Raw genomic sequence first — 25,376 nt, 5'->3', positions numbered from 1 at the left:
CACATTACTCCCAGTCCCGCCTCGAAGAATACAAACCGACATCATCCGTCAACAAGGTTTGCATCGAAAAGTTCGCGCTGTTGAGGGAAGCGCAAAATGTCTTTGGCGTCTTCTGATACCAATCCACCCGCTATTCCCTTCATTAGAACGTAGGGCTGCATGGCTGGGTCGGAGAATCGGAAACGATATGCTCTATTTTCTCCTGTTCTTTGAATAATACGACCTCGCTTTTCTGTGTGCCAATCGCCAAGATGATTTTGATACTGAGCAATTGTCATTGGTTTGCCGAGTATTTTCTCTAGAGGTTCCCTGACTGCGGCTGGAACGAAATATCCCGCATCGTCAGACCGCGCTAATGCGCAAGCTAGAAGTATTTCTTTAAATAGATTTCCTGGCTGGTTACTAGATGTGGCTGCCTCGTATGCATCCCTAAGGGACTGTAGGGATCCCGCCAATATATCTTGAAGCGAAGCGTCTACATCTTCTTCCGTTATATGGCGTCTTAGCTCGTCTACTGCCCTTGTTGCGGAGTGCTTGCCAAGTCTGTGAATGTAGGTTGGAAGTCCTCTGGCTAGTATGACAATTTTCCACTTGGCGTCGGGTTCAATCGTCATTCCTAGTTGGTAAAGCCTCTTGTCGATAATCTCCGCAAGTTCTTCTCGAGACATTCTCGGCATCAGGATTTCTTCGGTGCATCTACCGATGGAGCCGTGCTCGTTGAATAGGTCGGTGACGCTGTCTGCCACGCCGACAATCAGAAGTGTTGCGTTAACTCCGTCATCAGACAGGGCTTTGATGGTATTGGCCATCAAAGAGGATGTGTGTCCGTTGTCGTCAACCTCGTTAAACTCATCAATGACGAATATAGGTATGTCATTTGGTGAGTATCGACGCAGCTCTCTTAGCACGTCATCGGGACCGATGGTGCCGGGGTATGGATCGATCGTCGGGTCGCCGCCCACTTCGATCCACATGTCTCGAAAGAACTTGCGCCAAATTGTTTCATACGTATCCCCCGGTGCGCATGCTTTTCTGGAGTGGACCACTCGTTGCCTGCCGCTCGGCACCAAGTGTTCTACGATCTGCGACAAAGAGGTCTTACCTACGCCGCGCTCGCCATACAGGATCGCGTGACGACCAGGCTCTGCTATTGCCTCGACCATTTGTCTAATCTGGCCTCGCCTTCCCGCGAATAGGTCGGCCAGTTTGATTGGTGTGGAGGGGGTGAAAAGGGTCTGGATTTCAAACCGAAGGCTGGGAACGTCCTCAGGCTTCAATTTTGAAGCGACAACTTTCATGGCAAATGTCCTAAGTGTGGCCCCAACTGCTATCAGTAGCACGCGGTTTGAGGTTGGTTAACCAATATTTTGGGAGCCTACGGCTCTCGACTGAAATGCCGACGCGCCATACTCTGGATTTTGGGGGGCGTGATGATCAAACCGGTGCTGCCTGTGCGGAAGCGCTTCGAAGTCCATACGGGTGACTTCCTGTCGCGTGCCAAAAATGTGCGAGTCGCGCTGCAATCGGCTGCCGTTGCGATGCCCGTTTTAATAGCAATCGCAAAGGCTGTAGAGACCAGCGCCTCAGGTGAGGTTAAGGCGGCGGCAGTTGCTGTTCAAATAGTTCTGCTAATCGTAGCTGCGGCCTGTGGTATTCTTGTTCTATTAACCGACAAATCGGCGCTCGCTATAATGGCTGATGCGACCGATGCGCTGGATCAGGTTGATAAAAAGGACGAAGAGATCAAGTCGCTGGTTGATGAAGCCGATTTACTAAAGGTGGAGCTTACCAAGCAAGTACAATCATCGCTTACTGTCGAGGTTATGAGGCAGGCTGTGGACAGCGCGTTGCTGGTTGGTAGGGCCAGCGATTTGAAAGTCGAAATGATTGCGCTGCTCGACTTGTTGGTGGCGTCCAAGGCCACCCTTTTTGGTATGGGTGACGAGCAGTGGAACTTTTCCATTTACCTCTGGGATAAAGATACCAAAACTCTTGTTTGCAGCGCTTGTCGTCGCCCTACAAAAGCCGATGAAGACGGCGAGCACAGGAACTGGCTTTCCGGCGAAGGCCACGTGGGCAAAGCGTTCTCTAACAAGAGATCGATCATTGTTTCAGACGCTCTCGATCCCAATGTTCGAGGCTTCTTCGATGCTCCCCTTGAGAAGCGTGCCGCAGATGAAGGCGATGCCATAAAATACCGCTCTATTGTAGCCATCCCCATTGCTTTGGCAGGAGCGCCGGCAGATGCCGAGCCGCTTGGTGTCGTGGTGGCAACCAGTGACCAAGCTGGCCGTTTCACACCTAGAGAGGATGGGACGGAGGACGATGCCGTTAAGCCCATCAGGCACTTGGGCAACACAATCGCAACGCTTCTCGCGTTTAATGATTTGAGCAGGAGGGACTAAGATGGAAGTTCATGCTAGTGGTTTCGATATGAACGACGACCTCGCAACTCGCGCTGCCAACCTCTACCAAGGGAAGGGTGGTGCCGCTGCCCTCGCCACAGAGATCGCCAAGCGATCTGCGCAACTTGCAGACCAAAAAGCCCAGGCTGCTCGGGATCGGGTTCGTCACCCGAAGACGCTAGAGGCTGTTTAGTCAGCCCCTGGGATGTGCTGCGCACGTCACCTAAATTCGGCACTTCTTGATTAGCTAAGTTGCTGATCGAGCCTCCCTTCGGCTCCATTGGGCCAAGTGAGGAGCTCAATCCGACTAACGTTAACGTCCTTATATTGGTCTGCTAGCGACCTCGCGTCAGTGCCTTCTGTGACACCCAACAGACCTGCCGGACGTGCGACTAGGGGCGTAACACCCACCTCGCGCGCATAATTCCGCAAACAAACCCTCTTCTAAACAACCCCTTAACCCCACTAAGCCGCGATTTGCGCGCCTGAGGAGCGGGCGGGGTTAGGCTTCTCCGCATGGGAAAGCCGAGCAAACTGAGCGATGAGGAATGGGGGGCGTTGTTCGACCGCGATGCGCGGGGCGAGCGGCGGTCGGATCTGGCGCGGGAGCATGGGGTGTCGATCTCGACCATATGCTGGCAGGCGAAGAAGCGCGGGCGGATGAAGGGGCAGGCGCCGGATGCGGTGGATCATCGCCGGCGGCCGGCGGAGGGCTGGCCGGCGGATCATGTCTTTCCTCAGAGCCGGTCGGGCATGACGCCCGCGCGCTGGCGCGAGCTGTTGGCGCGGCGGAATGCGGGCGAGACCAGTGCGGTCCTGGAGGCCGAGTACGGGGTCACGACGGGGGCCATCGGCTGTGCGGCGCAACGCTATGGGCTGCGGAAAATGGACACGCCGGGGGCGGTGTATCAGCCGCGCGGACCGGCGGCGGGGGCCTATAACTATGGCCGGGGGGAGCCGGCCCTGACCATCGAGATCGACTGGAGCGATCCGGTGGGGACGGTGCGCGAGCTGCACGCCGATGTGCTGAAGCGGTTGAGCGACGGGGACGAGCCGGAGGCCGCACGGCTGTGGCGCTGGTCCCAGAGGACGCGGGTCATGGCGGGCGTCAGTGCGGCGGATCTGCGGGCGCTCTGGAAGAAGAGCGCTTCTTTTCCTGGGGGCTACCGCCCTTCGGGCTGCTTGAGCCCCCAGACCCCCGGTTTGCCTGAGGGCGGCGACGAGGGCGGTCAGGGCGCCGGGGGCTTGGTTCTGCGGGAGGCGCAGAGGCCGCCGGAGGGGGCGTGGTCGACCTGGTTGTTTCTGGGCGGGCGGGGGGCGGGCAAGACTCTGGCGGGGGCGTCGTGGATCGCGGACATGGCCGAGCGGCTGGGGGCGGGCGGGCGGCTGGCGCTGATCGGGCCGACCTTGCACGATGTGCGCGAGGTGATGATCGCCGGGCCGTCGGGGGTGATGAGCCTGCCGCGCTGGACGGGGATTGGTGGGGATGGCGCGGTGGAGTGGCGGGGGCCGGAGTATCAGCCGTCGCGGCGGCGGCTGGTGTTTCCGAACGGGGCCGAGGCCTTTGTCTTCTCGGCCGAAGACCCCGACAGCCTGCGCGGCCCCCAGTTCGCCGCCGCCTGGGCCGACGAATTCTGCGCCTGGCGCAACGGCGGGGAGACGCTGGCCCTGCTGCGGATGGGGTTGAGGTTGAGGTTGGGGGGCGTGGGGCCTGAGGGTGTGGGGTGTGGGGGGCTCAAGCAGCGAGCGACCGCGTCGCGAGCGGTAGCCCCCAAGCGAGAAGTTCGAGCGATAGCCCCCGGCTGGTGGTTACGACCACGCCGCGCCCGACAAGGGCGCTCAAGGCGCTCCGCGCCGAGGAATTATGTGCGCTCACCCATGCGACGACGCGGGACAATGGCGATCATCTGGCGCCGGGGTTTCTGGAGGGGCTGGAGCGGCTGTACGGCGGGACGCGGCGGGCGGCGCAGGAGCTGGAGGGCCAGGTGGTCGAGCCCGAGGGCGGGCTGTTCACCGCCGAGATGATGGCGGCGGCGCGGGGGGAGGCGCCGGCGTCGGTGGACGGGCGGCCGGTCTATGAGCGGGTGGTGGTGGGGCTGGACCCGACCTGTTCGCGCGGCGGGGACGCCTGCGGCATCGTGGCGGTGGGGCGGCGCGGGGAGACGGCCTGGGTGCTGGCCGACCGCTCGATGCGGGGGCTGTCGCCGCAGAAATGGGCCGAGCGGGCGATGGAGACGGCGCGGATTTTCGGCGCGGTCCGCATCGTCGGCGAGGTCAACCAGGGCGGGGACATGGTCGCGGCGGTGCTGAAGGCGGCCGGGTGCGGGGCGGATGGGGACGGCGTCGGCTTTACGGCGGTGCGGGCCTCGCGCGGCAAGGCGGCGCGGGCCGAGCCGGTGGCGGCCCTGTATGAACAGGGGCGGGTCCGGCATGCGGGCGCGTTCGCGGCGCTGGAGGAGGAGCTGATGGAGCTGGGCGCCGAGGAGGAGGGGGAGGCTGCCGGATCGGGGGAGGGGCATTGGGACCGGGCCGACGCCCTGGTCTGGGCCGTCACCGACCTGATGCTGGACGGCCGGGGCGAGGGGCCGCGGGTGCGGGCGCTGTAGGCTAGGCGGCCATCACGGCGATGTCGTCGGGCAGCTCGCCGCGGCCCAAGAGGCCGGTCTCGAAGTCCATGAAGATGTCCATCAGCTCCTCGACGCCGGGGGGATGGGCGGCGGGGCGGAAGCGGAAGCGCCAGTAGCTGACGATATGCTGGACGGCGCCCAGCTGGTCGCCCAGCTTGGCGAACATCGACGGGGCGTCCAGCAGGAAGTCGCGGAAGGCGGTGGGGCGGCCTTCTTGCGTCAGGCGGGCGTAGGCGTCGTCATAGATGCGCAGGGTGCGGCTGACCTCGTCGCAGGTGCGGATGATGCGGCCGCGCAGGACGGTGCGGCTGCGGTCCAGATGCTCGCGGGCGACGCGGTCGATCTTGCCGGTCGGCTTGAAGGTGCGGACGGCCTCGGCGACGGTCGCGACCTCGCCCAGCAGGGTGGACAGGGTCCATTTGTAATAGAGGAAGCCCTTCCAGCAGAAGACCCCCTCCTGATACTGTTCCGGGGCCAGACGCAGGGTGTGGCGCAGGGCCTCCAGCTGGTCGCCGGGGCTGTTGGACAGGATCTTGGCCGCCATCCGCGACGCCGATTCCGAGGCCACGGCGATGGTGTCCTCGCCCAGGCTGAGGCTGACCAGGGGCTCGATCTCGGCGTGGACGAAGCTTTGCATCCGCGCCAGGTCGCTCTCGCTGATGGCGAAATAGCAGGGCGCCGGGTCCAGACCGCCGCGCCGCAGCTGCTCGCGCAGCAGGAAGGGATCCAGCGACGGCAGACGGTCGATCAGGCGCAGGGTCTCGAGGTCGGGGTGGCCGGCGGACAGGCCGAAGGCCTCGGCCATCATCCGCTCGAAGCCGATCTGATTGACGAAGACATAGCGGCCGCCGGTCTTCAGATCCTCGTCGTCGATGGGGATGACCATCTTGGTGGCGACCTGGCGCCGGCCGGGGAAGAGATCGATCTCGTTGCGCCTCAGCCGGTGCTTGATGATCAGGCTGCGGTTCAGGGCCGAGGTGCGGAAGACCGGCCGCGCCGACCAGTCGGGATTGCGCACGGCGCCGTCGGTGCGGCTCTCGCCATGCTCTTCCCACACGCGCAGCAGGTTCAGCACCCGTGCGGTGGAGGCCGAGCTTCGGAGATGCTCGAGGTTGCGGACGACGCGATCTGTCATGGAGTCATAGTGCGGCAACAATGGTGACCAATGGCTTAGCTTCGCAGCGGGAACGGCGAATTTTGCGCGACCGGGGCCGCTGACGGGCCTAGACTGGCGTCATGCAGATGTTCGACATCCTGGTCATCGCCGCCATCGCCGCCGTCACCGTAACGCTGGGCCTGGGCCTCTATTCGCTGTTCCGGGGCGGGGACTACGCCCGGAGCCATTCCAACAGGCTGATGCGCTGGCGGGTCGGGCTTCAGGCGGTCGCCGTGCTGATCCTGGTCGGCGGCATGGTGTGGAAGGCGACGCAAGGGGGCTGATCCATGGTGACGCTGAACAAGATCTACACCCGCACCGGCGACGACGGGCAGACCCGTCTGGCCTCGGGCGCCCCGGTGTCCAAGACTGATCCCCGGGTCGAGGCTTACGGCGCGGTGGACGAACTGAACGCCGTCCTGGGCGTGGCCCGGCTGAACAGCGGCCAGAACGACCGGATCGACGCCATGCTGGCCCGGATCCAGAACGAGCTGTTCGACCTGGGCGCCGACCTGGCCACCCCGCTGGACCCGCCGCCCGCCTGGGAGGCGCTGCGGATCCTGGACAGCCAGGTCGAGCGGCTGGAGCAGGAAATCGACTGGATGAACGAAAGCCTGAAGCCGCTGGACAGTTTCATCCTGCCCGGCGGCTCGCCCCTGTCGACCCATCTGCACGTGGCCCGCACCGTGTGCCGCCGGGCCGAGCGCGAGGCCGTGCGGCTGGTTGAAGCGGGGGAGGCGGTCAATGGGGCGGCGGTGCGGTATCTGAACCGGCTGTCGGACCATCTGTTCGTCGCGGGGCGGCGGGCGAATGCGAACGGGGCCAACGACGTGAAATGGAAGCCGGGGGCGACGCGGTAGGGGCGCACCGTCCATACAGGACGAAAGAAGAGAGGGCGGCGTCACCTCTCCGCGCGCGAAGGCGCGGGGGGAGGACCGGTCGCGCTTGCGACCAGGCGGGGGCGACTCCGGCGGCGGGGATGACCGGGTCAGCGTCTGGCGCCGAGTCGCCCCCACCTGGCGTTCGCAGATCTTCCCCCGCTTGCGGGGGAAGTGTCAGGTCGGGGCGCGCAGCGACACGCCTGACGATGGGGGGCGTTTTGCTTTGCTGAAAAAGACTTCCCTCTCCGACCCTGGTTCGCTTCGCGAACGCCGGGCCACCTCTCCCGCAAGCGGGAGAGGATCTGGTCCCCACGCGCCTTCGCGCGCGCATCGCATCCTTGTCGCCCCACATCAGTGCGGAAGCCTCGCCGTCCAGGCCTCAAGCGCCGCCGTGTCGTTCATGTCTCCGTCAAAGCGATGGAGGGGCGACACGGGCTGATTATGTCCGCGCTCCCGGCCGATGTAGAATTTCATCGGCAGGGACATGGCGCCGAGGCCGCTGGGAACCCGGATGGAGCGGATTTCCATATAGACGGCATCGGCCCCGGTCTCGCGGCCAATGGGCTTTGCGCCGAGCCGAACCCACAGGTCCACGGCGTCCAGGCAGGCCGACATGCAGGTCGCGTCCGTCAGTACGAACACGGTCCCCTTAGGCGGCTGAAAGGCCAAGGCCTCAGCGTCGGCGGCCGAGCCGCCATCGAGGTTCGGCCTTATGACCCAGCGATCATCGCCTCTTGCCAGCGCCTGCTCCAACCCGGCGATGGAATTCTGATACCAGTCCCTGGCTTCGCTTGAGAGGTTTCCATTCGCATCGCGCCGTTCCAGATTCGCGCGCAAGGCTTGCAAGTTGTCTTCAGAGGCGCGCCAAACGACTGTCATTGGAGGCTCGGGCGCGTGCTGGAACGCACCCGGCCCCCACAGGTTTTCTGCGATCTGATGCGACCAGAGGGATGATCCGCCGCCATTGCCGCGAAGGTCGAAGACAACCGCCGGGGCTGAACGCAGGGCGTCGGCCTGTGCGGCGATCTGCGTGATCAAGGCGGCCAGACCGCGCCCGTCTTCACTGTCCGGGTTGCCGTTGAAGGTCGGAAGCGTGATCCAGTAGCGACCGTCGTCCAGGCGGCGCATCCCGATCGCACCTCGCGTGCGGGCCGGAAAAACATCATAGCGGGAATAGAAGTCGGGTCCGGCCGGTCGCCAATCCAGATCGATGGCGCGGGCGCCGGCGGGGGTTTCGAAGACGCAGTTTTTGATGGGGGCGACGTAAGGGTCGCCCGTATCGATCATGACCCATCCGCCGAACGACAGGCGTTGGGACGCCAGTTCCCAACGTCCGAAGCGGGCGCCGATCCGATCATTTCCGACCTGGAAGGCGTCGCGACCGTCGCAGGATGAGATCCGGTCGCCGACAGCGACGCCCGCCCAGGGTTCGGCGACTGTGACGACAAGCCCTCTGGCCCCGTCATCCTTGGCGATGAACCCTGGCCAAGCGCCCCCCTTGTCTGGTGTCGATCCGTAGACGCCGAAGCCGAGATGGCCGTCATCGAACGCCGCCACATAGTGCTGCAGGGCGTAGAAGTAGTCGGCGAAACTGTCGGCGGCTTCGGCCCGGGTCAGAGCCAGGGCGTATTGGGTCTCGTTCATGCGCGCGAACTGGGGGTCGTCGGGGTTGACCATGCCGGGATGGCTGGACGCGATGGCGTCATGGATCGCTGTCGCGTCCTCGCGCAGGGTTTTGCCCCAGTCTCTGTCTGCCGGGAATTGAGCTGGGGACGGGGCTGCGTCCTGGGGCGTCGATCCTGACGGCAAGGGGGCGGCTTGGGTCTCGGCGGGGAGGGGCGCGGCCGACAGGGCCAAGACCCCCGCCGCGACAAGCGCAAGGCGACGAATAGACGGCATAGAAGTCCCCCGACGGCCGCAACCTCCGGGTGGAGGGGCCGGTTCCTAGAGTAGGCGGACGTCAGGGGGCGGGCAAGATGAGCGCTCGTCCGGCGGGGGCTAGTTGAGCGGCGCGGTAGGGCCGCACCGTCCATACAGGACGAAACAAGAGAGGGCGGCGTCACCTCTCCGCGCGCGAAGGCGCGTGGGGAGGACCGGTCGCGCTTGCGACCAGGCGGGGGCGACTCCGGCGGTGGGGGTGACCAGGCCGACTTTTGACACCGAGTCGCCCCCACCTGGCGTTCGCTGACGCTCCCGCCGGTCCTCCCCGTTCGCCTTCGCGAACGGGGAGGTGAAGGGTGGTCACAGATCTTCCCCCGCTTGCGGGGGAAGTGTCAGGTCGTGGCGCGAAGCGACACGCCTGACGATGGGGGGCGTTTGCTTTGCTGAAAAAAGACTTCCCTCTCCGACCCTGGTTCGCTTCGCGAACGCCGGGCCACCTCTCCCGCAAGCGGGAGAGGGTCTGGTTCCCCGCGCCTACGCGCGCGGAGAGGTGACGTTATCCGATCAGGTCGCCGGTTTGGCCGCGTTGAGCGCCGCTTTCTGGCGGGTGATTTCGGCGGCGCGGGCGCGGTCCTGGGCGGCGAGTTGGTCTTCGATGCGGATCAGTTCGCGGTTCTTTTCGTCCGAGGCCTGGGCGCGCGAGACGCCGTTGGGGCGGCCGGTGATTTCGGCGATGGAGATGGGCTGGGCGCAGATGCGGTTTTCCATGTCGTACCATTTGCCCGCCGCCTCGCAGCGTTCGCCCGGCGCGACCCAATAGGCCTGGACCGCAAAAACGCCCGCGATGGACACGCCGAACAGGGCGAAGAAGATCATGGCCAGGCGGGGAAAGGTCAGGAAACGCTTCATCTCAGGATCCGTTAGGCGGGTTTTGCACGGGAGCTTGACCCCGCGTTACGTTGACAGGCCTTCGCGACCACTCCATGTCCTGCCCCTACATTCAGGCGAATTCACGGATAGACCCATGAAGGTTCTCGTCCCCGTCAAACGGGTGATCGACTATAACGTCAAGGCCCGCGTCAAGGCTGACCAGTCCGGCGTCGACTTGGCCAACGTCAAGATGAGCATGAATCCCTTCGACGAAATCGCCGTCGAAGAGGCGGTTCGTCTGAAGGAAGGCAAGGAGCATCACGCCGCCGGCACCGCGACCGAGATCGTCGTGGTCTCCATCGGCGTGACCCAGGCCCAGGAAACCATCCGCACCGCCCTGGCCATGGGCGCGGATCGGGGCATACTGATCCAGTCGGATGCGGACCTGGAGCCGCTGGCGGTCGCCAAGCTGCTGAAGGCGGTGGTCGAGGAAGAAAAGCCCGACCTGGTGCTGATGGGCAAACAGTCCATCGACGGCGACAATAATGCCGTGGGCCAGATGCTGGCCGCCCTGCTGGACTGGCCCCAGGCGACCTTCGCCGGGAAACTGGTCATCGAAGGCGGCAAGGCCACGGTGACGCGCGAAGTCGATGGCGGCTTGCAGACCCTGGCCGCCGACCTGCCGGCGGTGGTGACGGTGGACCTGCGGCTGAACACGCCGCGCTACGCCTCCCTGCCCAATATCATGAAGGCCAAGAAGAAGGAGATCGCCGTCAAGGCGGTCGCCGATTACGGCGTCGATGTCGCCGACCGTCTGAAGGTCCTGAAGGTCACCGAGCCGCCGAAACGGTCGGCCGGGGTCAAGGTGGCCGATGCGGCCGAACTGGTGTCCAAACTCAAGTCCGTGGGAGCGCTGTAATATGGCTGTCCTCGTCATCGCCGATCACGACGGTTCGACCGTTCGCGACACCACCCACAAGACCGTGACCGCTGCGCTCGGCCTGTCGTCCGACGTGGATGTTCTGGTCGTGGGCCAGGGCGCGCAGGCCGCTGCTGATGCGGCTTCGAAAATCGCCGGCGTCCGCAAGGTGCTGCTGGCCGAGAGCGGCGGCCTGGGCCACGGCCTGGCCGAGGCGGTCGCGGCGACCGTGGTCCCGCTGGCCGCCGGCTACGACGCCATCCTGACGCCCGCCTCGACGGACGGGAAGAATTTCGCCCCCCGGATCGCCGCCAAGCTGGACGTCGCCCCGATCTCGGACATCATCGAGGTGGTGTCGGCCGACACCTTCGTGCGGCCGATCTACGCCGGCAACGCCCTGGAGACGATCCAGTCGGGCGACGCCAAGAAGGTGATCACCGTGCGCCCGACGGCCTTCGCCGCCGCCGCTGAGGGCGGCTCCGCCCCGGTCGAGAGCGTCGCCGGCGCCGAGGCGCCCAAGACGGCCTTCATCTCGGAAGAAATGGTCAAGTCGGACCGCCCCGAACTGGGCGCCGCCAAGATCGTGGTCTCGGGCGGTCGCGCCCTGGGCTCGGCCGAGGAGTTCCACGCCGTGATGGAGCCCCTGGCCGACAAGCTGGGCGCCGCCATCGGCGCCTCGCGCGCGGCGGTGGACGCCGGCTATGCGCCGAACGACTATCAGGTCGGCCAGACCGGCAAGGTGGTGGCCCCGGCCCTCTATGTCGCCATCGGCATCTCGGGCGCGATCCAGCACCTGGCGGGGATGAAGGACTCCAAGACCATCGTCGCCATCAACAAGGACCCCGACGCCCCGATCTTCCAGGTCGCGGACTATGGCCTGGTCGGCGACTACAAGACCGTCGTGCCGGAGCTGATGGCCGCCCTGGGTTGAGATTCTGGGCTGAGGCTCTGGGCTGATCGCCGAGACGATTATCCGATAAGGGGAGGGCGCGACGCCGGACGTCGCGCCCTTTCTGCATTCTGCGGGGACCGAATGGCCCGACTGCCCATCAAGCTACAACCCGGCGCCTCGAGCGACCGGATCGACGGCTGGGACGTCGACGCCGAGGGGCGGCCCGTGCTGAAGGTGCGGCTGCGCGCCCGGCCGGTGGACGGCGAGGCCAACGCCGCCCTGGTGAAGTTCCTGGCCAAGAGCCTGGGGGTGTCGAAATCCTCGGTCGCGCTGGAGCGGGGCGGGCAGTCGCGGCTGAAGATGATCGCCGTCGAGGGGCTGGACGAGGCCGAGGTCAAGGCGCGGATCGAGGCCCTGGTCGGCGGCGACGCGGCTTGAGGGGCGCGGAACTTCGCCGAGGCGCGTGGACTGTCACAGGTTTGCGGTAGACAGGCTGTGGTCCTTTGGCGGACGCGGACGGCCTGTCTGACGTGCTGGATCCCTCCCCATGACCCCTGTCTCTCTCCGCCTGGTTTCCGCCCTCGCGCTTGCGATCGGTCTTTGCGCCTCGGGGGCTTTGGCCCAGTCCGCCGTCCAGTCCGCCGCCCCGTCCGCCGTCCCAGCTGAAGTCGCCCCGGCTGAGGGGCCGGCCAAGAATGTGATCCTGTTTCTGGCCGACGCCGGCGGCGTGGCCTCGGTCAACGCCGCGAGCCTGATGGCCTATGGCGAACCGCTGAAACTGCATATCCAGCAGTGGCCGAACCTGGGGCTCAGCGAGACCTCGCCGGTCGACGACTTCGTCTCGGACTCGGCCAACGGCATGAGTTCCATCGTCACCGGGGTCAAGACGCGCAACGGGGTGATCAGCCAGGGGCCCGACGCCGAGCGCGGTCGGCGCGACGGGACGCCGACCAAGACGGTGCTGGAATATGCCGAAGAGCACGGGCTGCTGACGGGGGTCGTGACCAATCAACCGATCACCGACGCGACCCCGGCGGCGACCTACGCCCATGCCAACGACCGCAGCAAATGGGGCGAAATCTTCCCTCAGGCCTTTGCGCCGCGCTTTGGCGACGGGGTGGACGTGCTGATCGGCGCGGGCCGGGCGGAGATCGCCGAACAGATGGCGAAAGACGGGATCAGCTACGACAGCCTGTCCCAGGCGCACGACCGTCCGATCTATGCGTCGCTGGAGGCGGCGCCCACCGGCGACAGGCGGCCTGTCGTCGTCGCCGACCAGATCGACGTGCGGGCCGCGACCCTGCGGGCCCTGGACCTGCTTCAGGCGGGGGGCGGGGGCTATCTCCTGGTGGTGGAATGGGACGCCCATACCGACGACCCGCGCCAGGGCCTGCAAAACATCGCCGACTTGGATCGGCTGATCGCCGAGGTCGAAACCCGGGTCGATCTGGACGACACCCTGATGCTGTTCACCGCCGACCACTCGTTCGGCCTCCAGGTCGACGGCGGGCGCCGGGGCCAGAACCTGCTGGAGGGCTATGAGGCCTGGAAGGCCAGGGGCGCCGACGACCATGTGATCCGGCTGGACCATGTGCTGGTCAATCGCACCCATACGGCCGAGGAGGTCGCGACCCTGGCCGTCGGCGCCGGCGCCGATCAGGTGCGGGGCTATTTCCCCAACACCCATCTGTTCGATGTGATGATGAAGGCGTTCGGCTGGACGCCGTCGTCCAGCGGCGGCGACTGAGCCTCGGCCGCCGGCCGGCTACGCGGGTTGAGGGCGGCGTTCAGGACGCGCCGCCTAACCTGCCGGAGCCGTCAAGGGCGGCAAGGGGACGATCGTCAGCGTAAGGATGGACGCCGCTTCATCAGTGTGCGGAATATCGAACAGTAGGTGCGGATCTTCGCCGGTTTTATAAAAGCGGTACCCGTCGCAATACGCCTGCAGGCTGCGGATTGCTGACGCCGGGAGCGGCTCGACCCGTTGCCCAAGCATGGCCTTTTTACTGTTTTCGCCGCTATTGAAAACGACCGAACGGATCATGCCGTGCTCGCCAAGCTGCTCCAGCGGTATGGCGAGCACTGATCCCGTATCCTGTTGCTGCACCGGTACGCGAAGCCGCAACTCACCGAATGTGGTCAGCGAGAGGCTGGCGGGAATAAGCTTGGGCGCATTATTCTTGATGAGCGTGAGCGTCAGTTGGCTTTGCGCGGTATCGGCCAGCAGATCGCCTTGCATCAGTCCAAAGCCCGACATGGCGTACATATGGCCCGCCATGGGAGAGAGGCTGTGCATATTGCCGGCAAACCACATCAGGGAACTGCTCAGCGCGCAGAGCTGACCAAAGGAAAGCGCCCCGACAAAGGGGGCCATGGTGTCCGTGTTCACCATGTCCTCATGTATTTTGCTGCCGAGCATATGGTGATTGAAGCCGCCGAATAATGCGACTTCTTCCTGCGTCGGCAACAAAAGCAGTCGCGCCAGTATCGCCGTTGTCCATAGCCGGGACAGTCGAAGATTTTCAAACGGGTCCAGGCCTTGTGCGGTCTTGGCCTCGCAGTAATGGTCGAAAAAGCGCAAAGCGGCGCGACGCACGTCTTCGCAAACCGCCAGCTGTTCCTGCGGCCTATGATCGTCTTCGCGTACCGGCGCGCTGCCCTGATAGTCCTTCACCGGGCCGGTGGGGGCCGAGCAGAACTGCTCCAACAGCGAGATATTCCGCAGAATATGTCTCATGGCCAGTGGCGTCGCCACACTGCTGTCGATCAGGCCGACGCCGCTGTCGCCCTCCGGCAGATTGACGAAGGCATGATCGAAAATCCCAATATAGACGCCATGCAGGCGGACATGGCTTAGGCCTTCCTGATCCAACAGCCCCCGCAAGGTGCGCTGAATCGTGCCACTGTAACCGAGATCCGCCAGCACGATATCCGTACAGTTGTCGAAATCCGGCACAAGGTCGCGAATATAGGCCAGCAGCCGCTTGCGCAGCGCGCCGGCGGCGCGACCTAAATCGTCGCCGCCGATGAGCTGGGGCAGGGCTTCGGCGAAGGCCTCGCCGCTCACGACGCCGCCCGGCTGGTTGCGGAAAAACTTGCTGATGGAAGGCACTGTGGTGTTGAAGAACTCACGGATGCCGGCTTCATCAACCTTATCAAGGCGACGGAACATCTCCTGCACCGGTTCCAGGTCGCCCGTATTGCCGATCAGCACGATGCGGCGGTTGATCTCCAGATAGGCGCCATCGTCTAACCCCGCCTGATCCCAGAATTGCTTGGGAAGATAGCCGTCGCGGGCGAGGAAAAAGATCTTCACCTTCCGGTCCGGCCCGCGCAATTGCGCCGCGCGCTGCTCGATGAACCGATGGAAGGCGGCCAGCACCGGGCCGACAACGGTCGCGCCGACCAGCGCGGGCAGGCCGGCGTCTTGGCTCAAGGCGGAGGCGGCCTGGCGGCGCAAGACGCGCAAGCCGCCGTCCAGCCGCTTCTCGACGCCCTCAGACTGGCCTTGAATGAGCTGGAGCAGGCTGGCTTCGCGCGTGAACATGGGGGCGAAAGCCTTGGGCGCCTGCGGATAATAGACGGCGTGCAAACCGAGTGACCTGGGCTTGGCGACGTCCGCCCCCTCATTGTCTCCGATATGCGCCGCATGCGCGGGGTCGATCTCTTCGCCCTTCAGGTAGACGTCGAATAAACGATCGGCCTTGGAGTATCCGTGATCGCAAGAGGCGTAGAGGAAGTCGAATTCAAGCGTCGGGCAGGCGTGTTTTAGCAGGAGGCGCAACTGGTCGGACGACCAATAGGTATCGGAAAGAAAACCAACCTTCAGGCCTTGCGATCTCGCGTCCTGAAGCAATGCATGGATGTCGGGATTACAGAAGCACAGGTCCAGCTCGGCCTGAAATTCGGCTTCAGAAAGCGCCGGCCGCTGCGATTCCAGCATGCCGTAGGCCTGTAGCGGAAAATGCGCGTAAATCTCTGCAATCGTCACTTCCGGAGGCTGCCTATTCTCCATCCGTTTCCGGCGCGCCTTATGCTCCGCCATCGTGCGATGCTGGACGAAGCTTTCCATCATATGACGGTGCGAGCCCGGTATGGGCGCGTTCTTGAACGCTTGCTCGAACACCCCGTCCGGCGCGCTGGTGCGCCGCAGTAGGAAGGTGTCGAAAATATCGAATGAAAAGTATTCGATCCGGTTTGTTTTGATGGTGTTTCTGGCGAGCTCCAGGCTTTGAGGATGCATGGCGAGTCTTTTCTCTGTTTTGTACGTTACGCACAGTCACGCCTCAATCTGGGGCGCGGATCATCTTAAAATGTTGGGTTTGTGGCTATGATATTGAGGGGCCACGCTTCTCTATCCGTACCGGTTAGTCGCCGGACGACGCCCGAAAAACCGGCCTGACGGCGTTCGTCCTTCGGTGTGACCTGGAGCCGGCTCATGGCGACGTCCATCCCGCCGGACAGGCGACCGCGATGAGGAACTGGCTGTCGGGCTCCAGGGGAGTCAGCCCCATCATTTCCGCCGGCAGCAAGCCGTCCAATCTTTGCTTTTTCAGCCGATAGACGGTTTGGCCCCATTCGGCGGCAATGACCGGCCGGCCTATTTCAGCGAGGACGGCGTAAATTTCATCGCGGGTGAAATGGCGGGTGTGGTGGGCGAATAGATCGCGGTTGGTCTGATAGGGCAGGGTTTCTTCACGCGGCACCGAGATGAAGAGCGGTCCATCGGTGGCCTGCGCGATTTGCCGTAGAAAGCCCACCGGATCATCGACGTGTTCCACCGACTCCAGGCTGACGGCGAAATCGAACAGCCGTTCCGTGAGCGTGAAAGGAAAGATCGCCTGGGTGAAGAGCGTGCGGTGATTGCCGAAATATTGTTCGGCCATGGCGACGGCTTCGGGCGAGCCGTCAATGCCGACCACGCGCCCGCCCGCCCTGTCGGCGATCATCCGGCTGCCGTATCCATTGCCGCAGAACACATCGAGCCCCAGGCGCAGTCGCGCGGGCGGCATATGTTCACGCAACCAGCGCGCCACCGCGGCATAGCGTGCGCGGTGATCGGCGCGGATGTCGGCGATCTTGCCGGCGATTTGCCGCTCGCCGCTGGCCAGCGAGAAGTCCTTGGAGGTCGGCGCCGTGGGTTGCGAAACCGTGGCTTCGGCGATCGCCAGGCGCGCCCCGGCTTCTTGCGGGGCAATGGCGAGCGCCCGCCAGAAATGCTCCATCCCCTCGCGTCTGTGTCCACCCGCCTGCGCCGCTACACCCTGCAAGATATGCAGAATCGGCTCGGCCGGAAAATCTGCGGCGACGCGGCTCAGAAGCTGTAGCGTCTCAGCGAACCTGTCCTCGCCCAGCAGGGCAAGGGCGGAATCAATCGCATCCTGGGGAAGTTCGCGCATTGCGGCCTTGCTCATGCGACGACCTTTTCGATCGCGCTGTATCCCCAGTCCGCATTCATGCTGCGGCGGATGCGGTTGGGCGGGTGGGAGACGGACGGCGGATGATCGGACGCCAGGCCGAATAGCCGGCGCCAGAAATGAACGCCCAGCCAGTCCTGATTTTGCGCCACCAATGCGCCCGAGGATCCATCGCCGACCGGCGGCGTATCGCCGAACGCATAGAGGGGCGGCAGCAGGGCTTCAGCCTCGACGCCAAAATACGCCGCTTCCGTCAGCCCGCTGGAATTCAGCGCCACGACGCGCTCCAGCTCCGGTTGGCACAACAGCTGATAGAAGCTGGGCTTGACCCATTGGATGGAGCCGAAGCGGCGGATCGCCTGTTGCGAGGCGCTGCCCGCGGCGTCGTACGGATGGGGCTTGAACAGCACCAGAGGGTAGTCGCAGCACAGCTGGTGAATGCGGCCGGCGTGATCCTGCAAGCTGTGAAACCCGCCATCTTCGCGCAGCATCGCCCGATCATGTTCCACCTGTCCGAGGATCAGGACCGTGCCGGGGGGGAGGGGCATGGGCTGGCGCATCCACGCGGACTTGGCTTTAATCCAGGCGGCTTGCTGGTGAATAACATCATCCGGCAAACGATGCTGTACAAGGACATCATGCAGGGCTGGTAAGTTTGTTCTAAGTGCAAAAACCAGATCGTCCAGAAAACGCACCGGATGCAAGGCGAAATCGATAAAGGGAATACCGGCCTCGGCCAGGACATGCGTGGTCGATTCAGGCAATTCATAGCCGATCACCAGCGCATCCTGTAGCGGATCGGTCAGCATGCGGCGCGCGTCTTGCGGCCAGTCACGCGATACGGCAAGCTCGCCCCAACCGGCGAGGGACAGCTCCACCCCGCAGCGGCGGTAGAATAACGGCGTATCGAAAGCGACGCCCTTCGGCGACAGCAGGCGCTCATCCCACGCCATCATGGCGACAGGATAGCCGCATTGCTCCAGCGAGGGCGCAATCATCGACCATAGCCAGCGGATGTTACGCCAGGTCGCACTCGACCATCCGCCATGCCCGTCAGCCGCAGGGCGCAAGACATCGCCTGTAATAACAACGCGCTTAAAGGGAGTCATGACTGCTGTCGGTAAGGGGAGATTCACGGGTTAATGGGGCGTCCAATGTTAAACGCGGTCGCCGCAGCAAATGGGGCGGTTCGCGTTCGGCGGGCCGTTGTGAAACGAGAGCGAGAAGCGGCGGACTGGTCCGGCCGATGATCTGCATCTGGGGCTGGGCTTGGCCGCGCGCCGTGTGATCGTCGCCACGGCGCCGACCCTGTGATGACCCGCGCACGGCTGCCGGGTCGATCTAACGGCGTAACGATTTGAAAAGAGTGGCGCACCCGACAGGATTCGAACCTGTGACCCCTGCCTTCGGAGGGCAGTACTCTATCCAGCTGAGCTACGGGTGCGTGGTCGGCGTGACGCCGAAGAGGCCGCTTACAGCAAGCGGCGGGCGGTCTCAATCCCGAATAAGCGCAAGACGGTCGGATGAGCGCGCAAAGCGAGCGCTCCCCCGGCCTCAAGCAGCGCGAAGCGCGGTAGGCCCCCTAAGAAAGCAATAGGGCGCGCGCGCCCTATTGCGCGGTCATGCCGCCGTCGATCTTGAACTCGGAGCCGGTGACGAATTTGGACTCGTCGGAGGCGAGGTAGAGGACGCAGTAGGCGACGTCGTCGGGTTCGCCGATCCGCTTCAGCGGGATGCCGCGGGTCAGACGTTCGTGGGCCTTGGCCTCGTCGCCGCCGGCCATGGCGATGAAGGGGTCCAGGATCGGGGTCTTGATGAAGACCGGATGGACCGAGTTGCAGCGCACGTTCCAGTCGGCCTTGGCCGCCTCGAGCGCCAGGGTCTTGGTGTACATCCAGACGGCGGCCTTGGTGGCGTTATAGGCGCCCATGCCGGGGGCGGCGACCATGCCGGCGATGGACGAGATGTTGACGATGGAGGCCGGGGCGGCGGCGCGCAGGTGGGGCATGGCGTATTTGGCGCCCAGCATGATCGAGCGCAGATTGATCTCGTACTGACGCTGCCAGTTGTCGACCGTGTCCTGTTCGACGAAGGCCAGGGGGCCGCCGACGCCGGCGTTGTTGACCAGGACCGACAGGCCGCCCAGGTCGGCCACGGCGGCGGCGATCACCTGGTCCCACTGGGCTTCGCTGGCCACGTCGTGGGCGTAGGCGAAGGCGGCGCCGGGGATTTCGGCGTTGATCCGGGCGGCCAGGGCGGCGGCGCGGTCGCCGTCGATGTCGGTCAGGGCCAGGCGGGCGCCTTCGCGGGCCATCATGAAGGCCATGGCCTCGCCCAGGCCGCCGGCGGCGCCGGTGATCAGGGCGGTCTTGCCGGCGACGCGGCCGGGGCGGGCGTGGGGGGCGGTCATCAGTCGTGTCCGTTGCCGGGCGTCAGATCGCCGGTGAGGGAGTCGATGAACTGGGCCATTTGCACATCGAGGTCGGTGACCCCGTCGGCGTCGTGGGTCGTCAGCAGGATTTCCACGCGATTGTAGACGTTGAACCATTCGGGATGATGGCCCATGGCCTCGGCCTGCATGGCCACGCGCGTCATGAAGGCGAAGGCGGCGCTGAAGTCGTGGAACAGGATGGCCTTGACGATGGCGTCGCGCCCGTCCTCGCTCGGCTTCCAGCCGTTCAGCGCGGCGCAGGCCGCCCGGGCTCCGATATTGCCGTCCATTGCGCGTCTCCTGCCCGATCTCTGTCGATTGATCCTGGCGTAAGGCGCCCGCAGGCGCGCGGCAAGGGTCGGGAACACAGGCGCAAGCTTGGGCGTTGAGCGTGCCGTTGAGCGCGACCGTGGGCCCTGGCCTGATCGACGCGCGGTGGATGTGGCCCAGGAGACGAGGATGGACAATCTGTGGATCGCGGCCCTTGAGCCCGCCGACCGCAAGCGGATCGAGCCCCATCTGGAGACGCGCGAAGTGGCGCGCGGCCAGATGTTGTACGACGCCGGCGAGGCGGTCGATCAGGTCTGGTTCCCGATCAAGGGGGTGGTGTCGCTGATGACCGTCCTGCCCGACGACAAGATGGTCGAGACCGCCGCCATCGGCCGCGAGGGCCTGGTCGGCGTGACCTGCGGACCGTTCAACGCCCGCGCCGCCAGCCGCGCCATATCCCAGGGCGACGGCGTCGCCGCCTGTTGCTCGGCCGAGGCGTTCGGTGCGGCGCTGGACGAAAGCGAGACCCTGCGCCTGGCCCTGTCGCGCTTCACCGAAGGCCTGATGGCCCAGGTGCAGCAGGCCGCCGCCTGCAACGCCCAGCACCGGCTGGACGAGCGGCTGGCGCGCTGGCTGCTGATGCTGCACGACCGGGCCGAGGACGACCGCGTCGATCTGACCCAGGCCGACATCGCCGGCATGCTGGGCGTGCGCCGCGCCACCGTGTCCGAGGTCGGGACGCTGCTGGAGGGCAAGACGCTGATCCAGCGCGGGCGGGGCTGGGTCCGGGTGCTGGACCGCGACGGGCTGGAGGCCGCCTCCTGCGGCTGTTACGGCCTGATGCGCGAGGTGATGAAGGATCTGGAGCTGCCTCAGCCGGAAGCGGGCTCCGAGGGTGACGGAAGGGCTGTGACGCGCTAGACCGCGCGCATGACCGACGCCTCCTCCCATGGCCCGCATTCGTCGGGCGACCGTTCCTCCTTCGGCTTCCGCGACGTCGATGCGCGCGAGAAGGTCAAGATGGTGCGCGGGGTCTTTGATTCCGTCGCCTCCAGCTATGATGTGATGAACGACCTGATGAGCGTCGGCGTCCACCGGCTGTGGAAGGACGCGGCGGCGGCCAAGCTGAACCCCCGGCCCGGCGAGACCATCCTGGACGTGGCCGGCGGCACCGGCGACATGGCGCGGCGCTACGCCAAGATGGCGCGCGCGGCCCAGGAGCGGCGCGGGGGCGAAGACGCTTCGGTGATCGTGCTGGACTATAACGCCGAGATGATCCTGGCCGGGGTCCACAAGGGCGGCGAGCCGGAGATGAGCTGGTCGGTCGGGGATGCGATGAACCTGCCCCTGCCGGACGCCTCGGTCGACGCCTATTCGATCAGTTTCGGCATCCGCAACGTGGCCCATATCGACAAGGCCCTGGCCGAGGCGCGGCGCGTGCTGAAGCCCGGCGGCCGGTTCCTGTGCCTGGAGTTTTCGCGCCCCACGACCGGGCCGATCCGCGCGGCCTATGACGCCTGGTCCTTCCACGCCATTCCGCGCATCGGCGGCTGGGTGGCCAAGGATCGCGACTCCTATCAGTATCTGGTCGAGAGCATCCGCCGCTTCCCCGACCAGGCGGCGTTCAAGACCCTGATCGAGGATGCCGGGTTCAGCCGCGTCTCGGTGACCAATCTGTCGGGCGGGATCGCCGCCATCCATCACGGGTGGGCGATCTGACCCGGGTCTACCGCACGGCCCCGCCGCCGCCCGCCACGGTCGCGGTGCAGAACCCGGTGGGGGCCTTTCTGCGCCTGCTGGGCTGGCTGTGGGTGCTGGCGCGCCATGACGCCCTGATCCCGCGCGAGGCCAATCCCCTGCTGCCCGTCTGGGCCAGACCCCTTGCCCGCGCGGTGCAGATGCTGTCCGGTCGCGACGGGCGTCAGGGCCGGCCGGGCCAGAGGCTGGGCAAGGCGTTCGAACATCTGGGGCCGGTGGCGATCAAGCTGGGCCAGGTTTTGGCCACGCGGGCCGACATCTTCGGCATTCAGTTCGCGCGCGACCTGGGCCGGTTGAAGGACGCCCTGCCGCCCTTCTCCGAAGAGGAGGCGCGGCGGGAGATCGAGAAGTCGCTGGGTCGGCCGGTCGAGAGCCTGTTTATCGACCTGGGGCCGCCGGTGGCCGCCGCGTCTTTGGCCCAGGCGCACCGGGCGACCCTGGCCGACGGTCGGGCCGTGGCGGTCAAGGTGCTGCGGCCGGGGGTCGAGCGCCGGGTCGCCGACGGTCTGGACGCCATGCGGCTGGGCGCCGCCCTGGTGTACCGGCTGGTTCCCCTGTCGCGCCGGCTGGAACCCCAGGCCTTCGTCGAGACCATCGCCAACTCCATGGATCTGGAGCTGGACATGCGGCTGGAGGCGGCCGCCGCCAGCGAGATGGCCGACGTCCTGGCCAAGGACGGCTATATGTCCGCCCCCGCCGTCATCTGGGATGGGGTGGGCAAGCGGGTGCTGACGCTGGAGTGGGCCAAGGGCGTGCCCATGACCGATCCGGCCCTGGCGGACCTGCCGGGTCTGGATGTCGATCTGCTGGCCGACAATGTGGTGCGCGCCTTCCTGGTCCAGGCCCTGGACCACGGGGTGTTCCACGCCGACCTGCACGAGGGCAATCTGTTCGCCAGCGCCCCGGCCCATCTGACCGCCATCGACTTCGGCATCGTCGGGCGGCTGGGTCCGGCCGAGCGGCGCTATCTGGCCGAGATCCTGTGGGGCTTCATCAGCCGCGACTATGACCGGATCGCCCGCGTCCATTTCGAAGCCGGCTATGTGCCCGCCCATCATTCGGTCGAGACCTTCGCCCAGGCCCTGCGCGCGGTCGGCGAGCCGGTGATCGGCCGGGCCGCCAGCCAGGTGTCGATGGGCCGGCTGCTGGGCCAGCTGTTCGAGATCACCGCCCTGTTCGACATGCGGTTGAGGCCCGAGCTGATCCTGCTTCAGAAGACGATGGTCTCGGTCGAGGGGGTGGCGCGTCGCCTTCAACCCGACCACGACCTGTGGAAGGCCGCCCAGCCGGTGGTCGAACGCTGGATCCGTCGCGAGCTGGGGCCCCAGGCCCAGGCGCGCGACGCCCTGAACGAGATGATCGCGGCGGCGCGGGCCATTTCGCGTCTGGTGCAGGACCCGCCGCGTCCGGCGACGGTGGTCATCGAAAAGTCGGGAACTCCCGCTTGGGTGACGGCTTCAATCACGGTCGCGGTGGTCGCGGCCCTGACGGCCCTGGGTCTGTCGATCTGGCCCTATCTGCACTGACCGGAGGCTTCGCATGAAGACCCAACTGATCAAGACGGTTCTCGCCGCCGCCCTGTTTGCGGCGCCCCTCTTTGCGGCGCCCTCGGCGGCCCTGGCCCAGGCCTCGGCGGGCTCGGTGCCCAACGCCTTCGCAACCCCTGCCCCTGCGCCCGCTCCGGCCCCCGCATCGGTGGAGGGCCAGGCGCCGGACATCGCCCGGGCCGAGGCGGCCCTGCGCAGCGTGATCGCGGCGGTTCAGGGCGCGGGCTTCGACTATTCGGTCTTCACCCCCGATCTGGCGACCCGGATGCGCCAGCTGTCGCCCGAGATCAGCCCCCTGATCAAGAGCTTCGGCGCCGTGCGCACGGTCGAGTTCCAGAAGGCCGAGGGCGACGCCCAGCTGTTCCGCATCACCTTCGACAACAAGGTGACCGAGTGGATGATCCTGTTCGACCCCGAAGACCGCATCGCCGCCCTGAGGTTCCGACCCGTCGAAGGCTAGGGCGCTGGGCGACCAAGGCCTGGGGGCCATCCTAAGGCCAAGCTGATGCGCTAAGCCCTGGAATGACGGCGCTTTTTCCGTCCTCTGGGGTTTCAGACATGAAATATTCCGTCGCCGGCCTCGGCATGATGGCCCTGCTTTCCGCCTGTGCGAGCGGTCCGGGCGGAGGCCCCGGCGGCCCCGAAGGCGGTCCGCCGCCGCAGCGGTCGGAGATCTTCGTCAGCCCCTATGGCGAGCTGTTCGTCTCCCAGCCCGGCGAGCCCTATCCGGTGGCGGCCTGGTTCGCCGACGCCGACGCCGACAGCGACGGTCGGCTGACCGCCGAAGAGTTCGCCGCCGATGGTCAGCGCTGGTTCGCAACCCTGGATCAGGACGGCGACGGCCTGGTCGGCCCGGGCGAGATCTTCGCCTATGAGCGGCTGGTCGACGCCACCTTCACCGCCATGGGCGGGGGAATGGGCGGCGGGCCCGGCGGAGGCCCCGGCGGCGGGATGAGTGGCGGTCGGGGCTCTGGTCGGGGCGGGCCCCCCGGCGGCGGCCAGATGAACCTGAACGGCGACCAGCAGGACGGCGGCATGGGCGGGCCGATGGGCGGCGGCATGGGCGGCATGGGCGGCCAGGAAGGCGGCGGGTCCGGCGCCAAGCCGCGCGCCCAGCCCTATCGCGGCGGGACCGAGCGTCTGGCCCGCGCCGGACTGCTGTCCGTGCCCCAGCCGGTGCGGGCGGCCGACCGCAACGCCGACCAGAAGATCACGCCCGAGGAATGGACGGCGGCGGGCGAGCGCTGGTTCGCCCTGCTGGACCAGGACCACGACGGGGTGCTGACCCTCGAAACCCTGCCCAAGACGGCGGTGCAGGGCGGGGCGGGCCAAGGGCGGGGCGGTCGGGGCGGACGTCCGCCGCGCCGTTGATCCAGGGCCGCTAATCCAGGGTCTTTAATCCAAGGTCGGGCGGCCGCGTCCCGACTTGATCGAGGCGCGGCTGGTCTTGGCCTTCAGCCGGCGCTCCTTGGAGGCCTTGGTGGGCCGGGTCGGGACGCGGAAGACGGGGCGGATCGAGGCCTCGTCTACCAGGGCCTGCAACCGTTCCATCGCGTCGGCGCGGTTGCGCTCCTGGGTGCGGTGGCGGACGGCGGTGATCAGGATCACCCCCTCCAGCGTCAGCCGACTGCCGGCCAGCTTCATCAGCCGCGCCTTGACCGGTTCGGTCAGGCTGGGGGAGTTCTTCACGTCGAACCGCATCTGGACGGCGGTCGAGACCTTGTTGACGTTCTGGCCGCCCGGTCCGCCGGCGCGGTAGAAGTGGAACTCCAGCTCGTCCTCGGGAATGACGGTCGTCATGTCGCGACCCTGCGCGCCTTGACCACGGCCTGGTCCAGGGCCTGAAGAAACCGCGACCGGTCGGCGGCCGAAAACGGCGGCGGGCCGGACGTCGCCACCCCCATCGACCGCAGATGCTCGCCCACCATCCGCCCGGCCAGGGCCGAGCCGATCGAGTCCGGGGTGAAGGCCTGTCCGTTGGACTTCAGCGCCTGGGCGCCCGACTTCAGGCAGCGGTCGGCCAGGGGGATGTCGGCGGTTATGACCACATCGCCCACGCCCGCCCGTTCGGCGATCCAGTCGTCGGCCACGTCCGGCCCGGCGTCCACCACCACCTGTTCGATCAAGGCCTCGCGCGGGACCTGCATCCAGCCGTTGGAGACCACATAGGTCTTCAGCCCATAGCGCCGCGCCACGCGATAGACCTCCTCCTTCACCGGGCAGGCGTCGGCGTCGATGTAGAGGGCGGTCGGCATGGGCCTGACCTAGCGCGGACGGGGGCGGGTCGTCGAGAGTGGGGTATGAAGCCGAGCGGACGTTGGG

The 25,376-nt window shown here is 65.9% G+C and carries 24 protein-coding genes, 1 tRNA gene and 2 pseudogenes; 15 read left to right on the top strand and 12 right to left on the bottom strand.

What is annotated here, in order from left to right; all coding sequences use genetic code 11:
- Nucleotides 1–41: 41 nt before the first annotated feature.
- Nucleotides 42–1,298 (bottom strand): AAA family ATPase, encoded by a 1,257-nt coding sequence (locus OU998_RS00475; RefSeq protein ID WP_267514894.1) that lies wholly within the window; start codon nt 1,296–1,298, stop codon nt 42–44.
- A 132-nt stretch (nt 1,299–1,430) separates the two neighbouring features.
- Between OU998_RS00475 and OU998_RS00470 the strand changes: the two genes are divergently transcribed.
- From OU998_RS00470 to OU998_RS00460, 4 genes and pseudogenes are all read left to right on the top strand, one after another.
- Nucleotides 1,431–2,405, top strand: coding sequence for a hypothetical protein (locus OU998_RS00470; RefSeq protein WP_267514893.1), 975 nt, complete (start codon nt 1,431–1,433; stop codon nt 2,403–2,405).
- A 516-nt stretch (nt 2,406–2,921) separates the two neighbouring features.
- Nucleotides 2,922–4,034: pseudogene (locus OU998_RS00465) on the top strand (terminase large subunit domain-containing protein); the annotation flags it as partial.
- A gap of 95 nt (nt 4,035–4,129) precedes the next feature.
- Nucleotides 4,130–4,369: pseudogene (locus tag OU998_RS16990) on the top strand (DNA-packaging protein); the annotation flags it as partial.
- A gap of 21 nt (nt 4,370–4,390) precedes the next feature.
- Nucleotides 4,391–5,011, top strand: a complete 621-nt coding sequence (locus OU998_RS00460; RefSeq protein WP_267514891.1) for a hypothetical protein — start codon at nt 4,391–4,393, stop codon at nt 5,009–5,011.
- Nucleotide 5,012: 1 nt separating this feature from the next.
- On the opposite strand, the gene OU998_RS00455 is transcribed toward OU998_RS00460, so the two are convergent.
- Entirely contained in the window at nt 5,013–6,167 is a 1,155-nt protein-coding gene (locus OU998_RS00455) for a hypothetical protein (protein ID WP_267514890.1), read from the bottom strand.
- Between the two features lie 101 nt (nt 6,168–6,268).
- On the opposite strand from OU998_RS00455, the gene OU998_RS00450 reads away from it, so the two are divergent.
- Nucleotides 6,269–6,472, top strand: coding sequence for a twin transmembrane helix small protein (locus tag OU998_RS00450; RefSeq protein ID WP_267514889.1), 204 nt, complete (start codon nt 6,269–6,271; stop codon nt 6,470–6,472).
- Nucleotides 6,473–6,475: 3 nt separating this feature from the next.
- Nucleotides 6,476–7,048, top strand: a complete 573-nt coding sequence (locus tag OU998_RS00445; RefSeq protein ID WP_267514888.1) for a cob(I)yrinic acid a,c-diamide adenosyltransferase — start codon at nt 6,476–6,478, stop codon at nt 7,046–7,048.
- Nucleotides 7,049–7,420: 372 nt separating this feature from the next.
- Here the strand turns inward: OU998_RS00445 and OU998_RS00440 are convergent, their stop codons facing one another.
- Both OU998_RS00440 and OU998_RS00435 read right to left on the bottom strand, forming a co-directional pair.
- Complete coding sequence (locus OU998_RS00440; protein WP_267514887.1) at nt 7,421–8,968, bottom strand: S41 family peptidase; 1,548 nt, start codon at nt 8,966–8,968, stop codon at nt 7,421–7,423.
- 546 nt (nt 8,969–9,514) lie between these two features.
- Entirely contained in the window at nt 9,515–9,859 is a 345-nt protein-coding gene (locus OU998_RS00435) for a hypothetical protein (RefSeq protein ID WP_267514886.1), read from the bottom strand.
- A 115-nt stretch (nt 9,860–9,974) separates the two neighbouring features.
- On the opposite strand from OU998_RS00435, the gene OU998_RS00430 reads away from it, so the two are divergent.
- The 4 genes from OU998_RS00430 to OU998_RS00415 all read left to right on the top strand — a co-directional run bounded on the left by OU998_RS00430 (nt 9,975) and on the right by OU998_RS00415 (nt 13,378).
- Nucleotides 9,975–10,739 carry an electron transfer flavoprotein subunit beta/FixA family protein gene (locus tag OU998_RS00430; RefSeq protein ID WP_267514885.1) on the top strand — a complete coding sequence of 255 codons (765 nt, stop codon included), beginning with the start codon at nt 9,975–9,977 and terminating at the stop codon, nt 10,737–10,739.
- A gap of 1 nt (nt 10,740) precedes the next feature.
- Nucleotides 10,741–11,670: an electron transfer flavoprotein subunit alpha/FixB family protein gene (locus OU998_RS00425; RefSeq protein WP_267514884.1), complete on the top strand. Its 930-nt coding sequence runs from the start codon at nt 10,741–10,743 to the stop codon at nt 11,668–11,670.
- A gap of 102 nt (nt 11,671–11,772) precedes the next feature.
- Nucleotides 11,773–12,069, top strand: a complete 297-nt coding sequence (locus OU998_RS00420; RefSeq protein WP_267514883.1) for a DUF167 domain-containing protein — start codon at nt 11,773–11,775, stop codon at nt 12,067–12,069.
- Between the two features lie 109 nt (nt 12,070–12,178).
- The gene (locus tag OU998_RS00415) at nt 12,179–13,378 is read left to right on the top strand and encodes an alkaline phosphatase (protein ID WP_267514882.1); all 1,200 of its coding nucleotides are present in this window, start codon (nt 12,179–12,181) and stop codon (nt 13,376–13,378) included.
- Nucleotides 13,379–13,432: 54 nt separating this feature from the next.
- On the opposite strand, the gene OU998_RS00410 is transcribed toward OU998_RS00415, so the two are convergent.
- From OU998_RS00410 to OU998_RS00385, 6 genes are all read right to left on the bottom strand, one after another.
- Nucleotides 13,433–15,874, bottom strand: a complete 2,442-nt coding sequence (locus OU998_RS00410) for an HAD family hydrolase (protein WP_267514881.1) — start codon at nt 15,872–15,874, stop codon at nt 13,433–13,435.
- Between the two features lie 193 nt (nt 15,875–16,067).
- Nucleotides 16,068–17,045, bottom strand: coding sequence for a class I SAM-dependent methyltransferase (locus OU998_RS00405; RefSeq protein WP_267514880.1), 978 nt, complete (start codon nt 17,043–17,045; stop codon nt 16,068–16,070).
- Nucleotides 17,042–18,157, bottom strand: a complete 1,116-nt coding sequence (locus OU998_RS00400; RefSeq protein WP_267514879.1) for a hypothetical protein — start codon at nt 18,155–18,157, stop codon at nt 17,042–17,044. Before OU998_RS00400 ends, OU998_RS00405 begins: the two co-directional genes overlap by 4 nt.
- A gap of 258 nt (nt 18,158–18,415) precedes the next feature.
- Nucleotides 18,416–18,492 (bottom strand) — tRNA-Arg (locus tag OU998_RS00395).
- A 165-nt stretch (nt 18,493–18,657) separates the two neighbouring features.
- Nucleotides 18,658–19,458, bottom strand: coding sequence for an SDR family oxidoreductase (locus OU998_RS00390; RefSeq protein WP_267514878.1), 801 nt, complete (start codon nt 19,456–19,458; stop codon nt 18,658–18,660).
- Nucleotides 19,458–19,769 (bottom strand): 4a-hydroxytetrahydrobiopterin dehydratase, encoded by a 312-nt coding sequence (locus OU998_RS00385; RefSeq protein ID WP_267514877.1) that lies wholly within the window; start codon nt 19,767–19,769, stop codon nt 19,458–19,460. Before OU998_RS00385 ends, OU998_RS00390 begins: the two co-directional genes overlap by 1 nt.
- A gap of 169 nt (nt 19,770–19,938) precedes the next feature.
- Between OU998_RS00385 and OU998_RS00380 the strand changes: the two genes are divergently transcribed.
- The 5 genes from OU998_RS00380 (at nt 19,939) to OU998_RS00360 (ending at nt 24,425) form a co-directional block, all read left to right on the top strand.
- On the top strand, nt 19,939–20,670 hold the full coding sequence (locus OU998_RS00380) for a Crp/Fnr family transcriptional regulator (protein ID WP_267514876.1): 732 nt from the start codon (nt 19,939–19,941) through the stop codon (nt 20,668–20,670).
- Between the two features lie 9 nt (nt 20,671–20,679).
- On the top strand, nt 20,680–21,468 hold the full coding sequence (locus OU998_RS00375) for a class I SAM-dependent methyltransferase (RefSeq protein WP_267514875.1): 789 nt from the start codon (nt 20,680–20,682) through the stop codon (nt 21,466–21,468).
- Nucleotides 21,456–23,033, top strand: a complete 1,578-nt coding sequence (gene ubiB / locus OU998_RS00370; protein WP_267514874.1) for a 2-polyprenylphenol 6-hydroxylase — start codon at nt 21,456–21,458, stop codon at nt 23,031–23,033. Before OU998_RS00375 ends, ubiB begins: the two co-directional genes overlap by 13 nt.
- A 13-nt stretch (nt 23,034–23,046) precedes the next feature.
- A complete protein-coding gene (locus OU998_RS00365) occupies nt 23,047–23,514 on the top strand; it encodes a hypothetical protein (RefSeq protein ID WP_267514873.1) in 468 nt (155 codons plus the stop codon).
- A gap of 98 nt (nt 23,515–23,612) precedes the next feature.
- A complete protein-coding gene (locus tag OU998_RS00360; protein ID WP_267514872.1) occupies nt 23,613–24,425 on the top strand; it encodes a hypothetical protein in 813 nt (270 codons plus the stop codon).
- A 24-nt stretch (nt 24,426–24,449) separates the two neighbouring features.
- On the opposite strand, the gene arfB is transcribed toward OU998_RS00360, so the two are convergent.
- Nucleotides 24,450–24,854, bottom strand: coding sequence for an alternative ribosome rescue aminoacyl-tRNA hydrolase ArfB (gene arfB / locus OU998_RS00355; protein ID WP_267514871.1), 405 nt, complete (start codon nt 24,852–24,854; stop codon nt 24,450–24,452).
- Nucleotides 24,851–25,309: a YaiI/YqxD family protein gene (locus OU998_RS00350; protein ID WP_267514870.1), complete on the bottom strand. Its 459-nt coding sequence runs from the start codon at nt 25,307–25,309 to the stop codon at nt 24,851–24,853. Before OU998_RS00350 ends, arfB begins: the two co-directional genes overlap by 4 nt.
- Nucleotides 25,310–25,376 lie beyond the last annotated feature (67 nt).

Origin of the sequence: Brevundimonas sp. SL130 (assembly GCF_026625805.1) — a bacterium.
Taxonomy (GTDB): domain Bacteria; phylum Pseudomonadota; class Alphaproteobacteria; order Caulobacterales; family Caulobacteraceae; genus Brevundimonas.
The sequence above is the reverse complement of the archived record's forward strand: the minus strand, read 5'-3'. Positions and strand labels throughout refer to the sequence as shown.